This is a genomic window from Micromonospora sp. NPDC047134 (genome assembly GCF_040643455.1).
Taxonomy (GTDB): domain Bacteria; phylum Actinomycetota; class Actinomycetes; order Mycobacteriales; family Micromonosporaceae; genus Micromonospora.
Map to the genome: position 1 here is coordinate 495,547 of NZ_JBEYUI010000001.1, position 13,381 is coordinate 508,927.

Annotated in this window: 14 protein-coding genes; 10 read left to right on the forward strand and 4 right to left on the reverse strand. The window is 70.7% G+C overall.

Going from position 1 to position 13,381, the window contains the following annotated elements; genetic code table 11:
• Window positions 1–5 precede the first annotated feature (5 nt).
• Both ABZ795_RS02125 and ABZ795_RS02130 read right to left on the reverse strand, forming a co-directional pair.
• Window positions 6–773 carry a glycerophosphodiester phosphodiesterase gene (locus ABZ795_RS02125; RefSeq protein ID WP_327025944.1) on the reverse strand — a complete coding sequence of 256 codons (768 nt, stop codon included), beginning with the start codon at window positions 771–773 and terminating at the stop codon, window positions 6–8.
• A 72-nt stretch (window positions 774–845) separates the two neighbouring features.
• Complete coding sequence (locus tag ABZ795_RS02130) at window positions 846–1,625, reverse strand: lysophospholipid acyltransferase family protein (protein ID WP_327025943.1); 780 nt, start codon at window positions 1,623–1,625, stop codon at window positions 846–848.
• Between the two features lie 210 nt (window positions 1,626–1,835).
• Between ABZ795_RS02130 and ABZ795_RS02135 the strand changes: the two genes are divergently transcribed.
• From ABZ795_RS02135 to ABZ795_RS02150, 4 genes are read left to right on the forward strand one after another with little or no spacing between them, the layout of a single operon-like run.
• On the forward strand, window positions 1,836–3,254 hold the full coding sequence (locus tag ABZ795_RS02135) for a cytochrome ubiquinol oxidase subunit I (RefSeq protein ID WP_357528102.1): 1,419 nt from the start codon (window positions 1,836–1,838) through the stop codon (window positions 3,252–3,254).
• A 14-nt stretch (window positions 3,255–3,268) separates the two neighbouring features.
• Window positions 3,269–4,267 (forward strand): cytochrome d ubiquinol oxidase subunit II, encoded by a 999-nt coding sequence (gene cydB, locus ABZ795_RS02140; protein ID WP_357528104.1) that lies wholly within the window; start codon window positions 3,269–3,271, stop codon window positions 4,265–4,267.
• A 46-nt stretch (window positions 4,268–4,313) separates the two neighbouring features.
• Entirely contained in the window at window positions 4,314–4,799 is a 486-nt protein-coding gene (locus tag ABZ795_RS02145; RefSeq protein ID WP_357528106.1) for an OsmC family protein, read from the forward strand.
• Between the two features lie 24 nt (window positions 4,800–4,823).
• Window positions 4,824–5,996 carry a GNAT family N-acetyltransferase gene (locus ABZ795_RS02150; protein ID WP_357528108.1) on the forward strand — a complete coding sequence of 391 codons (1,173 nt, stop codon included), beginning with the start codon at window positions 4,824–4,826 and terminating at the stop codon, window positions 5,994–5,996.
• 55 nt (window positions 5,997–6,051) lie between these two features.
• On the opposite strand, the gene ABZ795_RS02155 is transcribed toward ABZ795_RS02150, so the two are convergent.
• Window positions 6,052–6,750, reverse strand: coding sequence for a hypothetical protein (locus ABZ795_RS02155; RefSeq protein WP_357528110.1), 699 nt, complete (start codon window positions 6,748–6,750; stop codon window positions 6,052–6,054).
• A gap of 194 nt (window positions 6,751–6,944) precedes the next feature.
• On the opposite strand from ABZ795_RS02155, the gene ABZ795_RS02160 reads away from it, so the two are divergent.
• The 4 genes from ABZ795_RS02160 to ABZ795_RS02175 all read left to right on the forward strand — a co-directional run bounded on the left by ABZ795_RS02160 (window position 6,945) and on the right by ABZ795_RS02175 (window position 10,851).
• Window positions 6,945–7,673: an SDR family oxidoreductase gene (locus tag ABZ795_RS02160; RefSeq protein ID WP_357528111.1), complete on the forward strand. Its 729-nt coding sequence runs from the start codon at window positions 6,945–6,947 to the stop codon at window positions 7,671–7,673.
• A 179-nt stretch (window positions 7,674–7,852) separates the two neighbouring features.
• Entirely contained in the window at window positions 7,853–8,599 is a 747-nt protein-coding gene (locus ABZ795_RS02165) for a hypothetical protein (RefSeq protein WP_357528113.1), read from the forward strand.
• 44 nt (window positions 8,600–8,643) lie between these two features.
• Window positions 8,644–9,843 (forward strand): NAD(P)/FAD-dependent oxidoreductase, encoded by a 1,200-nt coding sequence (locus tag ABZ795_RS02170; RefSeq protein ID WP_357528115.1) that lies wholly within the window; start codon window positions 8,644–8,646, stop codon window positions 9,841–9,843.
• A 96-nt stretch (window positions 9,844–9,939) separates the two neighbouring features.
• A complete protein-coding gene (locus ABZ795_RS02175; RefSeq protein ID WP_327025934.1) occupies window positions 9,940–10,851 on the forward strand; it encodes an IclR family transcriptional regulator in 912 nt (303 codons plus the stop codon).
• Here the strand turns inward: ABZ795_RS02175 and ABZ795_RS02180 are convergent.
• Window positions 10,782–11,402 carry an isochorismatase family cysteine hydrolase gene (locus ABZ795_RS02180; RefSeq protein WP_327025933.1) on the reverse strand — a complete coding sequence of 207 codons (621 nt, stop codon included), beginning with the start codon at window positions 11,400–11,402 and terminating at the stop codon, window positions 10,782–10,784. The genes ABZ795_RS02175 and ABZ795_RS02180 overlap by 70 nt on opposite strands.
• A 173-nt stretch (window positions 11,403–11,575) precedes the next feature.
• On the opposite strand from ABZ795_RS02180, the gene ABZ795_RS02185 reads away from it, so the two are divergent.
• The gene (locus tag ABZ795_RS02185; protein WP_327025932.1) at window positions 11,576–12,370 is read left to right on the forward strand and encodes an ABC transporter ATP-binding protein; all 795 of its coding nucleotides are present in this window, start codon (window positions 11,576–11,578) and stop codon (window positions 12,368–12,370) included.
• Window positions 12,371–12,390: 20 nt separating this feature from the next.
• Window positions 12,391–13,263: an ABC transporter permease gene (locus ABZ795_RS02190; protein WP_357528117.1), complete on the forward strand. Its 873-nt coding sequence runs from the start codon at window positions 12,391–12,393 to the stop codon at window positions 13,261–13,263.
• The last annotated feature ends 118 nt before the right edge of the window (window positions 13,264–13,381 follow it).

Consider the following 13,381-nt stretch of genomic DNA (forward strand, 5'->3'; position numbering starts at 1 on the left):
GGTGCTCAGGCGGCCCAGAGGCCGCGGCTGCGGTAGACGTCGCGCAGCACGCCGACGTGGTCGGTCATGATGCCATCAACACCAAGATCAAGTAACTCGTGCATCTCGGCAGGTTCGTCGATCGTCCAGACATGCACCTGCAACCCGAGTCGATGCGCCGTACGCAGAAACCGGCGGTCGGCCAGCGGCAGCCGGCCGTAGCGCACCGGCACCTGGGCGGCCACCACGGACGGCGGCAGCCGCAGCTCTCGCCCGGTCAGCGAGGCCCACCGCAGCCGGGCCACCCCCCGTACCCCCAGGCTGGTGGCGACCTGTTCCCCGGTCAACGCCCGCAGCCGACGCAGCCGGGCGTCGCTGAAGGAGGCGAGCAGCACCCGGTCACCGGCCCCGGTCCGGGTCAGGGCCTCCACCGTCGGGGTGGCCGCCCGGTCGGACTTGACGTCGATGTTGAACCGCACCTGCGGCCAGGCGGTGAGCACCTCGTCCAGCCGGGGCACCGCCGCGGCCCCGCCGACCCGCACCGTGGCCAGGTCCGCCCAGCGCAGGTCGGACACCCGGCCGGGCCGGCCGGTGACCCGTCGCAGGGTGGCGTCGTGGAACACCACGGCCACCCCGTCGGCGGTGGCCTGCACGTCGGTCTCCACGTACCGGTAGCCGAGGTCGATCGCGCGGGCGAAGGCCGCGGCGGTGTTCTCGTCGCCGTCGGCCGCACCACCACGGTGGGCGAAGGCCAGGGGAGTCGCGGCGTCCAGGTAGCGGGAACCGGGTGGCACGCTGCGCAGTATGCCCGGCCCCGAGGACCTGTCGGTGACCGGGAGATGACCAACCACCCACGGGGGGCGGTGTCAGTCTGCGGCGGTGCGGCGGCGATGCATCCGGGTGGTGTCTACCGGCCGCCCGGGGTCGACGTGCCGGGGCCGGTCGGGTTCGTCCAGGCGCAGCGGGGCGAGGGTGTCGGTGAGGGCGTCGATGATCCGGTCGGTGGCCAGCCGGGCCACGCCGGGACGGTCGGGGGACAGGTCGGCCAGCCGCACCGGTTCCCCGAAGTGCACCCGCACCCGGGGCCGACGCAGCAGGGCGCGGGCCACCCCACCGAGCAGCCCCTTGGGGGCCTGGTAGGGGAGCACCTCGTGGCTGCCCCACTGGGCGACCGGGATGACCGGGGCGCCGCTGGCCAGGGCCAGCCGGGCGGTGCCGGTCTTGCCGCGTTCGGGCCACAGTCCCGGGTCCAGGCCGATGCGTCCCTCCGGATAGACCAGGATCACCGAGCCCGCGGCGGCCGCCGCTACCGCGTCGTCGAGTGCCCGATGCACCCCGCTGGTGCCCCGGTCCACCCGCAGGTGCCCGGCCGCGCGCATGGCCGCGCCGATCACCGGTGTCCGGAACAGTCCGCCGGTGGCCATGATCCGCGGGGCGATCCGCCGTTGCCGGCAGGCGGCGCTGAGCACGATCGGGTCGAAGGGGCTGATGTGGTTGGCGGCCAGGATCAGCGGCCCGCCGCGCAGGGCGGCGGGGATGTCGCCGGTGACCTCCAGCCGGGCCAGCAAGGCGACCGCGACACGGGCGAGTGCCTGCGCGGCACGCCAGATCAGCGGCGGCCGCCAGGGGGAGTGCACAGGGTCCACCAGCGGGATGGTCGCACGCCCGCGCCCGTCTGCTCGGGCCGGGGCCGAGCAGACGCCATGGCGGGCGGGCCGCACCGGTGGGTCCTCCGGCCCGAGGTGAGCAGGGTCATTGGTCCCGGGCCGGTACGGGCCCCTCGCCTCTGCACTTCCCTGTACGACGAGAGGTAGTATCTACTACGTCTTGTAGTATGAGCAGCATGGGGGTCGCAGGTGGACGCGTTGGACGTCGCCCGCTGGCAGTTCGGTGTCACCACCGTCTACCACTTTCTCTTCGTACCGCTGACCATCGGGCTGTCCGTCCTGGTCGCCATCCTGCAAACCCTGTGGCACCGCACCGGTAACGAGAAATACCTCAAGCTCACCAAGTTCTTCGGCAAGCTGTTCCTGATCAACTTTGCGATGGGTGTGGTCACCGGCATCGTGCAGGAGTTCCAGTTCGGCATGAACTGGAGCGACTACTCCCGCTTCGTCGGTGACATCTTCGGCGCCCCGCTGGCCATCGAGGCCCTGGTCGCCTTCTTCCTGGAATCCACCTTCATCGGCCTGTGGATCTTCGGCTGGGACCGGCTGCCCAAGCGCCTGCACCTGGCCAGCATCTGGGCCGCCGCGATCGGCACCAACCTGTCGGCCTACTTCATCCTGGCGGCCAACTCCTTCATGCAGAACCCGGTCGGCTACCGCTTCAATCCCGAGACCGGACGCGCCGAACTGACCGACTTCGTCGCCGTACTGACCAACAAGCTCGCCCTGATCACCTTCCCGCACACCATCGCCGGGTCCTTCCTGGTCGCCGGAAGCCTGCTGGTCGCCGTGGCCCTGTGGCACCTGATCCGCAACCGCGACAGCCCCGACACCCCGGCCTACCGGTTCGCCGCGAAGTTCGGCTCCTGGGTGACCCTGATCTCCGCCTTCGCCGTGTCCATCACCGGCGACATCCAGGGCAAGATCATGACCCAGGTGCAGCCCATGAAGATGGCCGCCGCCGAAGGCCTCTACCAGACCGAGAGCCCGGCCTCGTTCTCCGTACTGACCATCGGCAGCCTGGACGGCAGCCGCGAGCTGTTCGCCATCAAGATCCCCTACCTGCTGTCGTACCTCGGCACCGGCGACCCCAACGGCACCGTGCAGGGCATCAACGACCTCCAGGCCCTCTACAGCGCCCAGTACGGCCCCGGCAGCTACACCCCGATCATCCCGGTCACCTACTGGAGCTTCCGCTTCATGATCGCCTTCGGGTTGGCCGCCGCCGCCATCGCCCTGGTGGTCCTCTGGACCCACCGCAAGGGCCGCGCCACCCCCAACAGCAAGTGGCTGCTGCGCGCCGGGCTGGCCATGCCGATCCTGCCCCTGCTGGCCAACTCCTTCGGCTGGATCTTCACCGAGATGGGCCGGCAGCCCTGGATCGTCTTCGGCGAGATGCTCACCCGCGACGGGGTGTCCCGCAGCGTCTCCCTGGCCGAGGTCCTCACCAGCTTCGCGGCCTTCACCCTGATCTACGCCGTCCTGGCCGTCGTGGAGGTCAAGCTCCTGCTGCGCTACGCCAAGGCCGGGGTGCCCGACGTCAGCGACCACCCCGACCCCGACGACACCGACGACGACGCCGACCGTCCGCTCGCCTTCGCCTACTGACCCGGAGCCCCACCGTGGAACTGACCACCATCTGGTTTCTCCTCGTCGCCGTGCTGTTCACCGGCTACTTCATCCTTGAGGGCTTCGACTTCGGCGTCGGCATGCTGCTGCCCGTACTCGGTCGTGACGACCGGGAACGCCGGGTAATGATCAACACCATCGGGCCGGTCTGGGACGGCAACGAGGTCTGGCTGATCACCGCCGGCGGCGCCATGTTCGCCGCCTTCCCGGAGTGGTACGCCACCCTCTTCTCCGGCTTCTACCTGCCCCTGCTGCTGATCCTGCTGGCGCTGATCGCCCGGGGGGTCGCCTTCGAGTACCGGCACAAGCGCCCCGAGGCCCAGTGGAAACGACGCTGGGACGCCGCCATCTTCTTCGGCTCCCTCATCCCCGCCGTGCTGTGGGGGGTCGCCTTCGCCAACATCCTGCGCGGGGTACCCCTGACCGCCGACCACGAGTACGCCGGCGGCCTGTTCAACCTGCTCAACCCGTACGCCCTGCTCGGTGGCGCCACCACCGCGGCCCTGTTCCTGACTCACGGCGCGGTGTTCATCGCCCTGAAGACCGTCGGCGACATCCGGGACCGGGCCGCCGCCCTGGCCGTACGGCTGGGGGTCGGCACCGCCGTGCTCGCGGTGGCCTTCCTCAGTTGGACCCTGACCATCCGCTCCAGCACCGCCGCGGTGGTGTTCGCCGTCGGCGCCGCCCTGGCCCTGCTCGGCGGTCTGGCCGCCGCCAAGGTACGCCGCGAGGGCTGGGCCTTCACCGGCACCGCCGTGGCCATCGCCCTGGCCGTGGCCACCCTGTTCGCCGCGCTGTTCCCCAACGTGCTGCCCTCGACCCTGGACCCGGCCGGCACCCTGACCGCGGTCAACGCGGCCTCCACCCCCTACACCCTGAAGATCATGACCTGGGTGGCGGTGATCTTCACCCCGATCGTGCTGGCCTACCAGGGCTGGACCTACTGGGTGTTCCGCAAGCGCATCGGGGTCGCCCACATCCCGCAACACTGATCGGGCATCGGGCCGGGGGAGCACACCCCCGGCCCGATGCGGCACCATGACCCCCATGCCCCGCCTGCACACCCACACCTACGCCACCACGGTCACCTGGACCGGCAACCTCGGCACCGGCACCAGCGGCTACCGCGACTACCGCCGCGACCACGACATCACCGCCGAGGGCCACCCGCTGATCCCGGGCAGCTCCGACCCCACCTTCCGCGGCGACCCCACCCGCTGGAACCCGGAAGAGCTGCTGCTCACCGCCCTGTCCCAGTGCCACATGCTGGCCTACCTGCACCTCTGCGCCGACAACGGCATCGTGGTCACCGCCTATGTCGACCACGCCACCGGCACCATGACCACGGACAACACCGGCAGCGGCCACTTCACCGAGGCCCTCCTGCACCCGCAGGTCACCGTCGCCGACCCGGACACCGTCGAGGCCGCCACCACCCTGCACGACGACGCCCACCGGGTGTGTTTCATCGCCAACTCGGTCAACTTCCCGGTCCGGCACCGACCCGTCACCCGCGCCACCTGACCGGACCTCACTATCGTCAGGGGCGTGCAGCCCACCATCCGGGTACTCCCCGACGAGGACCTTCCCGCCGCCTGGCAGCTCGGTCGCCTGACCTTCGGCTCCGACCCGCAAGCACCACCCTCGACCGCCCCGCTGGCCGGGCGCACCAGCTACGGCGCCTACGACCGGGGTGGCACTCTCGTCGGCAAGGCGGTCGACCTGCATGACGAGCAGTGGTGGAGCGGCGCGACCGTACCGGCCGCGAGCGTCGCCGGGGTCGCCGTCGCCCCCGAGGCCCGGGGTACCGGGGTGGCCCGGTCCCTGCTGCGCGCCCTGCTGCACGGCGCCCACGAACGAGGCGCCGCCGTCAGCACCCTGTTCGCCACCACCACCGGCCCCTACCGGGCCCTGGGTTGGGAGGTCACCGGAGAGCTGCGCACCCTCGACCTGCCCACGGTCGCGCTGCCCCGACACCCCCGCCCGGCACACCTGACCGTACGGGCCGGCACCCCCGCCGACCTGCCCGCCACCACCGGCCTGTACGAACGCCTGGCCCGGCACCGCAACGGTCTGCTCACCCGCACCCACCCCCGCTTCCACCTCGGCGAAGACCTGCCGTACGACGGGCTGACCCTGGTCGAACACGGCGACACCCTGGTCGGGTACGCCGGCTGGAACCGGGGCCGGGGCTACGGCCCGGAGGCCGTGCTGACCGTCGAGGACCTCCTCGCCGGCACCGCCGAGGCCGCCCGTACCCTCGTCGGGGTTCTGGCTAGTTGGCACAGCGTCGCTCCCACCCTGCGGCTGACCCCCCTGCCCGGCGACGCCGTCAGCGCCCAATTGCCCCTGGAACTGGCCCGGCAGCACGAACACGACACCTGGATGCACCGGCCGGTCGACGTCGTCCGGGCCGTGGAGACCCGAGGTTGGCCTGCCCACGTTCGCGGCCAGGTCACCTTCGCCCTGACCGACGATCTGGCCGAGTGGAACACCGGCACCTGGCAGCTGGCCGTCGCCGACGGCCGGGCCCAGCTGCGCCGCAGTGACACCGAGGCGGATCTGCACCTGACTGTGCGCGGCTTCGCCCGCCTCTACACCGCCACCGGCACCGCCCGCACCCTGGCCGAGGCCGGCCTGCTGCACCACACCACACCCGACCCCGGCGCCTTGGACCTGCTGGCCGCCGGCCCACCCGCCCAGGCCCTGGACTACTTCTGAGCACAGCAGCGGGGTCCGGGGCCTGCACCCCGGACCCCGCTGCGACCCTTGCCGCTCAGCCCGCTTCGCGCAGCTCCGCCAGCCGGGCCTCGATCTCCGCCAGCTCCGCCCGCAGCTTCTCCGCCTGCTGCTCGGCCTCGGCCCGCTCGGCCGCCAGAATCTGCTCCACGGCCTCGTGCACCCCCGGCACGTCCACCAGGGCCACCATCCGCAGCGCCTCGGCCGGCTTCACCACGTACGGCTTGGCCAGCACCTTGCCGCCCTGCTGTGCGGCGACCGTCCACTCTCCCTCGGCGTAGGCCAGGGTCACCGTCAAACCCGACGGAGACTTGGGTTTGGTCGCCTTGACGGCCCGCCGCGCCGGCTTCGACTCCACTTTTGGCTCCTCCTGCACGGTGGGTTCCTCCTGACGGGGCTGCGGCACCCGGTCCAACACGAACTCCGGCTCCGCCGCCGGTTCGACCGGGGTCGGCTCCACCTTGGTCTCCGCCTTGGCTTCCGCCTGCCGACGACCCGCGCCGCGCGGCGCCACCGCCAGGTCGGCGGGGGAGAAGGGCAACTCGTCGCGCCCGAACCGCACCACCACGAACTCGTCGGACACCGAGGGGTCGGTCAACTCGACCACCTGTCCCAACTGGCCGGCGATCTGACCCGCCGCCGCGGTGAACACCACCTTCGGCTTGCGGCCGGCGGCCAACGCCTCCCGGATACCGCGTACCTCATCATCGGACAAACCCTGGTCAGCGGCACCCATCACACGACCTCTCCCTCGTACACATGTTCAGCCGCCTGCCTTGATACCAGCCGCCGCCGACAACCCGAAGATCAGCCCCGCTTCCGCGCGGGCTGCGTGACGCACGACGACCGGTGGGCCGGAGCACAGCACGCTGCCACCGCATCGACCGTCACGGTAACGTCGCCACCACCGCCTCGGGACAGGGGGAGTCGATGACAGCGGTCACCGTCATCACCGGCGGCAGCCGGGGCATCGGCGCGGCCACCGCCCGTCGGCTGGCCGCCGCCGGTCACCATCTGGCCCTCGGCTACCGCCGCGACAAGGCCACCGCCGAGGCCGTCGCCAGCGACCTGCGCGCCACCGGGGTACGGGTCACCGCGGTGTGCGCCGACACCCGTGACCCCGACCAGGTGGCCGCCCTGTTCGAGGCCGCCGCCGAGCTGGGCCCGATCACCGGTCTGGTCAACAACGCCGGCGTCACCAGCCCGATCGGCTCCTTCGTCGACCTGCGCCTGGCCGATCTGCGCGAGGTCGTCGACGTCAACCTCGTCGGTTACGTCCTCTGTGCCCAGCAGGCCGCCCGCCGGATGAGCGAGGGCGGGTCCATCGTCAACATCTCCTCGGTCGCGGCCACCCTGGGCAGCCCCGGCGAGTACGTCCACTATGCCGCCGTCAAGGCCGCCACGGACGCCCTGACCATCGGGCTGGCCAAGGAGCTGGCTCCCCGGGGCATCCGGGTCAACGCGGTGGCTCCCGGCATCATCCGCACCGACATCCACGCCCTGTCCGGTCAACCCGACCGGCCCGAGCGTGCCGCCGGCCGCATCCCGCTGGGCCGACCCGGTGAACCCGAGGAGGTCGCCGCCGCGGTCGCCTGGCTGCTCGGCCCGGAGGCCTCCTACACCACCGGCGCCGTGTTGCGCGTTGGTGGGGGTCTGTGACCCCGGAGCGCCCGAGTCGGTCCCGCAGGCGCGCCTGAGGAAGGTGTCATGCCTGGTGAAACGGGGTATGCGCGCGCTCCGGAAGCGATCACGAATGGGTTGACCCGATCCCATCACAGCCCCTATCGTTCCTGTACGTAGAACGGCGTACGGCTCAGTCGAACGATTTGGTGGGTGCTGTGGTCGAAAAAGCTCTGGGCATCATCGTTCCACCGGCCAACCCGACGGTGGAGCCCGAGCTCCGCCGTCTGTTGCCGCTGGAGATCCGCTACCACGTGGCCCGGCTACCGGTGGTGGAGGGTCCGCTGGAGCAGCGGCTGGACCGGTACGCCGAACTGCTGCCGGACACCGCCGCCACCCTGGCGGGCATGGCGGTCGCGGCCACCTACAACGCCTGCACCGGCTGCTACTACCGTCCGGGGCGCACCGAGACCCGGCAGACCGACGACGCGGCGACCGCCCGACTCGGCAGCCCGGTGTTCGGGGCCGCCAGCGCGGTCCGGCACCTGCTCGACCGCCTCGGCGTACGCACCCTGACCCTGGTCTCGCCGTACCCGGCCTGGCTCACCGAACAGGCCGCGGCGTTCTGGCGGGGCACCGGCCGCACGGTCGGCACCCCGGTGCCGGTGCCCGGCACGGGTGCCATCTACGACCTGACCTCGACCACCGTGCGCGACACCGTCCTGCAGGCGTTGCAGGCGCCCGAGGGTGGGTTCCCGCCCGGCCACGCGGTGTTGTTGACCGGTACGGGCGCGCCCAGCCTGGACGCGCTCGACGAGGTCCTGCCGACCGCGCCGGTGCCGGTTCTGTCCTCGAACCTGGCCGGCGCCTGGCAACTGTTGGAGACGGCCGGGTTGACCCACCTGGCGGGCGAGTCGCCGAGCCCGGCGTTGCGGCATCTGGCCGCCGTCGTGGCCCAGTCCTAGATGACCGGATTCGTCGGCGACATCGCCGGCGGGAAGGAGTGAACGTGGCGCTCTCTAGCCACCCCGTGCAAGCACCGGTCGTCGTCCTCGGCGGCGGACCAGTGGGTATGGTTACCGCCCTGGCCCTGGCCCAACGCGACATCCCGGTGATCGTGCTGGAAAAGGGACCCGACGAGGTGCAGTCGGAGTGGCGGGGTTCGACCGTTCACCCGCCGACGACCGAACTGCTCGACGAGTTGGATCTGGCCGCCCCGATGCTCAAGGAGGCGGTTCGGGTGCACCGGCTGGACTACCGCGACCTTGAGCTGCCGGAGACCGCCCGCTTCTCCTACGAGCTGCTGGAGGGCGAGACCCGCTACCCCTTCCGGCTTCAGTACGAGCAGTACAAGCTGGTCCGGCTGCTGCGTCAGGCGGTGGTCGAGGCTCCGAACGTGGACATCCGGTTCGGCCACGAGGTCGTCGGGCTCAGCCAGGACGACGACCAGGTCACCCTTGAGGTCGCGGTCGACGGCACCCGCAGCGAGGTGACCTGCCGCTGGGTGGTCGCCGCGGACGGCGCGCACAGCATCGCCCGCAAGCTGCTGGAGGTGCCCTTCCCCGGCTTCACGTACCCGACGATGAGCCTGGTCGTGGCCACCCCGTTCCGGTTCGAGGACGCGGTGCCGGACCTCGGCGCGGTCGGCTACTGGTCCGGCCCGCGGGGCCGTTTCTCGCTGATCCGGACCCCGGACATCTGGCGGGCGGCGCTGTCGACCGGCACCGGGGTCGACGACGAGCCGCCCTCGGGCACCCACCCGGACTTCCTGGCCGCCGTGGCGCTGCTGCTCGGTGACCGGCCGGACGCGTCGGAGCTGCCGCTGAGCCAGCACCAGATGTACCGCAGCCACCAGCGGTTGGCCGCCTCCTTCCGCATCGGACGGGTGCTGCTGGCCGGCGACGCCGCGCACCTGAGCAGCACCACCGGGGGCATGGGGCTGAACTCCGGCATCCACGACGCGGTGGCGGTCGCCGCCGCGCTGGCCGAGCCCGACCAGGACGCGGCCACCGCGGCGTACGCGCAGCGCCGTCGGTCCATCGCCGAGCAGTTCGTGCAGCCGACCACGACGGAGAACCGCACCTCGGCCGACGGGGTGGAGTTGTCCGGGCGCCGCGAACGGCTGGTTCGCCTGCGGGCGTTGGCGGAAAACCCCGAGGACGCCAAAGAGTATCTGCGTCGTGTCAGTATGCTCGGCATCCAACACTGAGCGTCGGCTAGCGCGGATTTCCGATCGGACCGTGCGCCGGCGTGCGGCAAGGTGTACGACGATTCGCGGCCGAATGGGAGAGCAGCGGTGCCGGTGATGGAACCAGCGGACGGTCACCGCTACACGACAAGTGGCCTCGGTCGTGCGCTGGCCGTGATCGATCTGCTCGCCGAGAGCAGCCCGGAGATGATCGGGGTGTCCACTGTCGCCCGGGAGTTGAATCTCCCCAAGGCGGTGGCGCACCGCATTCTCAAGGAATTGACCGCCAACCAGTTCGTCACCTTCGACGAGGGCACCCGGCGATATCGGCTGGGACCGGGTGCCCTGGCGGTCGGTCTGGCGGCGTTGCGCGCCATCGACGTGCAGGCCGTCACGAACCGTCACATGCGACGGTTGTCCGAGGCCACCGGGGAGACCGCCACCCTGTCGATGCGGCAGGGCTGGATGCGGGTCTACACCGATCAGGTGCTCTCACCGCACGAGATCCGGATGTCGGTGACCCTGGGTTCCCGACATTCGCTGCTCGCCGGGTCGTCGTCCAAGGCGATCCTGGCGGCGTTGCCCGATGCCGAGGTGGCCGAGTATCTGGCCGGCCATGAGCTGGTCTCGCTGACCGCCGCCACCATCACCTCCGTGGAGCAGCTCTGGGCTGACCTGCGGCAGATCCGGCAGCAGGGTTACGCGGTCAGCCGGGGTGAGCGACAGGCCGGCGCCGCCAGTGTGGCCGCGGCGATCCACCTGGCCTCGGGTGAGGTCTACGGTTCCCTGTCGCTGTGCGGCCCCCAGGACCGCTTCTCACCACGTCTGCTGACCGAGTACGGCGACCTGGTGGCCGACGCCGCCCGCCAGGTCAGCGCGGAGCTGGGCTATCAGCCCGCCGCCGCCATCCCTGCTCCGGCTGCGGCGGAGCAGGGGGAGCGTCGGCGGGCGGTCCGGCGTCAGCCGACCCGGTCCGCCGCGGACCAGGCCGACAGCAGCTCGGCCGAGGTCGTGGTCTCGCAGAAGTAGAACCCCAGGTTGCGGATCGCCGCCTCGGCGAGGTCCGCGCGGGTCCAGCCGACCAGGTCGGTCGGCATCGTGGTGGCCAGATCGGCCATGTACGCCTCCCTGATGGTGGAGTCCACGCACACGTTGGCCGCCGTGCCGACCACGACCACGTGCTCGCGTCCGTGCGCCCGCAGCAGGTTGTGCAGGGGAGTCCCGACGAAGGCGCTGTAGCGCGTCTTCTCCAGGTGGCAGTCACCCGGCTCCGGCCGCAGCCCCTCGGCCAGCTCCGCGCCCCAGGAACCGGCGGCGCAGACGCTGAGCGGGCTGCGTCCCATCGCCACGGCTCGGGCCCTGCGGGCCGGTGAGACGAGCTGCTCGTGGGCGGCCTGCCGGACCCACACGATCAGGCAACCGGCGGCCCGTGCCGGGTCCAGGAAGCTCGGCAGACGGCGGGCCAGATCGGCGTTGACGCTGACGTCGGCACCGAGTGCCGCCATCGCTCCGGCGGGGGAGCAGAAGTCGTTCTGCATGTCGATGACCAGCACCGCAGTACTTTGCGCGGGGTAGTTCATGGGGGTTGCTCCCGATTCGGGGGATTTATGGGGAACCAATCGGACTCAGTCCGGCCTCCCGGACCATTGACCTTGCCGCCGAACATAGCTTACGTTCGCACCAACAGAACGGCGTACTGCACAAGCGAACAATCTCGCGATAATTGCGGGCCCGGTGGGCGACAGGGGATTCCATGAGTGCAATCAAAGTGGAGGGCGTCAGCAAGGTCTTCGCCGGCGCCGGCGGGCAGTCGATGCTCGCTCTGAGTGAGGTCTCGCTCGACATCGCCGACGGCGAATTCGTTGTGCTGCTCGGTCCCTCCGGCTGCGGCAAGACCACCTTGCTGCGAATCATCGGTCAGTTGGAGAGCCCCACCGTGGGACGAGTCAGCCTCGACCACGGTGACCAGCCTGAGCGCGCCGACCGGCCGCTGGGGTTCGTCTTCCAGGAGGCGACCCTGATGCCGTGGCGCACCACGGCCGCGAACGTCGCCCTGCCGCTGGAGATGGCCGGCATGGGTCGGCAGGAGCGCGCGGCGAAGGTCCGCGAGATGCTGACCCTCGTCGGGCTGCCCGAGGCGGAGCACAAGTACCCCCACCAACTGTCGGGCGGTATGCGGCAACGGGTCTCCATCGCCCGTGCCCTGGCGCACGACCCCCAGGTGCTGCTCATGGACGAACCCTTCGGCGCCCTGGACGCGCAGACCCGCGACATGATGAACGTGGAGTTGCAGCGCATCTGGCTGGAGAACCGCAAGACGGTCGTCTTCGTCACCCACTCCGTCTCCGAGGCGGTGTTCCTGGCCGACCGCATCGTGATGCTGGGGACCAAGCCCGGCCACATCCACTCCATCACCGAGGTGACGCTGCCCCGGCCGCGCACCGTCGACATGACCGAGTCCGCCGAGTTCCGCCACCTGACCGCCGAGCTGCGCCGTCAGATCGGCGAGGTGCAGGACAGCGAAGCCCGCCCCGCCATCTCGGCCTGACCCGTACTTGAGGTGTCCACGTGACCACTACTGATCAGCGCCAGTCGGCGCCGAAATCGGCTTCCGCAGACCTCCTGCGGCCCCCACCCCCGACCTGGTCGCAGCGACTGCGCAACAACCGCTGGCTGTCCTTCTACACCAGCCCGCTGCTGATCGCGCTGTTCCTGCTGGCCTGGAAGGTCTACGTCGAGCTCACGGACCTGTCCCGGTTCGTGCTCCCGCCGCCGGAGGCGGTGTTCTCCTCCTTCATCGAGCAGATCACCGACCCCTTCGTCTGGAAGACCCACGTCTGGACGACCTTCTACGAGGTCATGATGGGCCTGACCCTGGCGATCGTGCTGGGTGTCGGCCTCGGCCTGATGATCGGCAAGTCCCCCCTGTTCGACCGGATCACCCGACCCTTCATCGTCGCCACCCAGGTGGTGCCGAAGGTCGCGCTGGTGCCGCTGTTCATCCTGTGGCTCGGCTTCGGTCCGTCGTCCAAGGTGGTCATGGCCGCCCTGCTGGCCTTCTTCCCGCTGCTGATCAACACCTCGTTCGGCATCCGGTCGGTGCCCGGCTCCATGCACGACCTGATGACCACCCTGAAGGCCTCGCGCTGGGAGCGGTTCTGGCGTGCGGACCTGCCGTACACCATGCCCTTCATCCTGGCCGGCATGGAGCTGGCGGTCGTGCAGGCCACGATCGGCGCGATCGTCGGTGAATACCTCGGCGGCGACAAGGGCCTCGGCCGGTACGCGGTCAACCTGCAGAACGGCCTCCAGGTGGACAAGCTGTTCGGCGCCATCCTGATCATGGCTCTGTTCGGCTTCACCCTCTACAGCATCGTCACCGGCGCCCGCCGGCTGCTGATCCCCTGGCACGAGTCCGTGCAGCCGCGTCGCACCCCCTGACCGGCCGCACCTCTCGTACCAACCGCCCATCCGTATCCCTGGTCGGCGCCGCGTCGCGGCGCGGGCGGACCTCTCCTTGCCTCATATCCCTCACCCCCCATCCATTACCCCCCTCGGC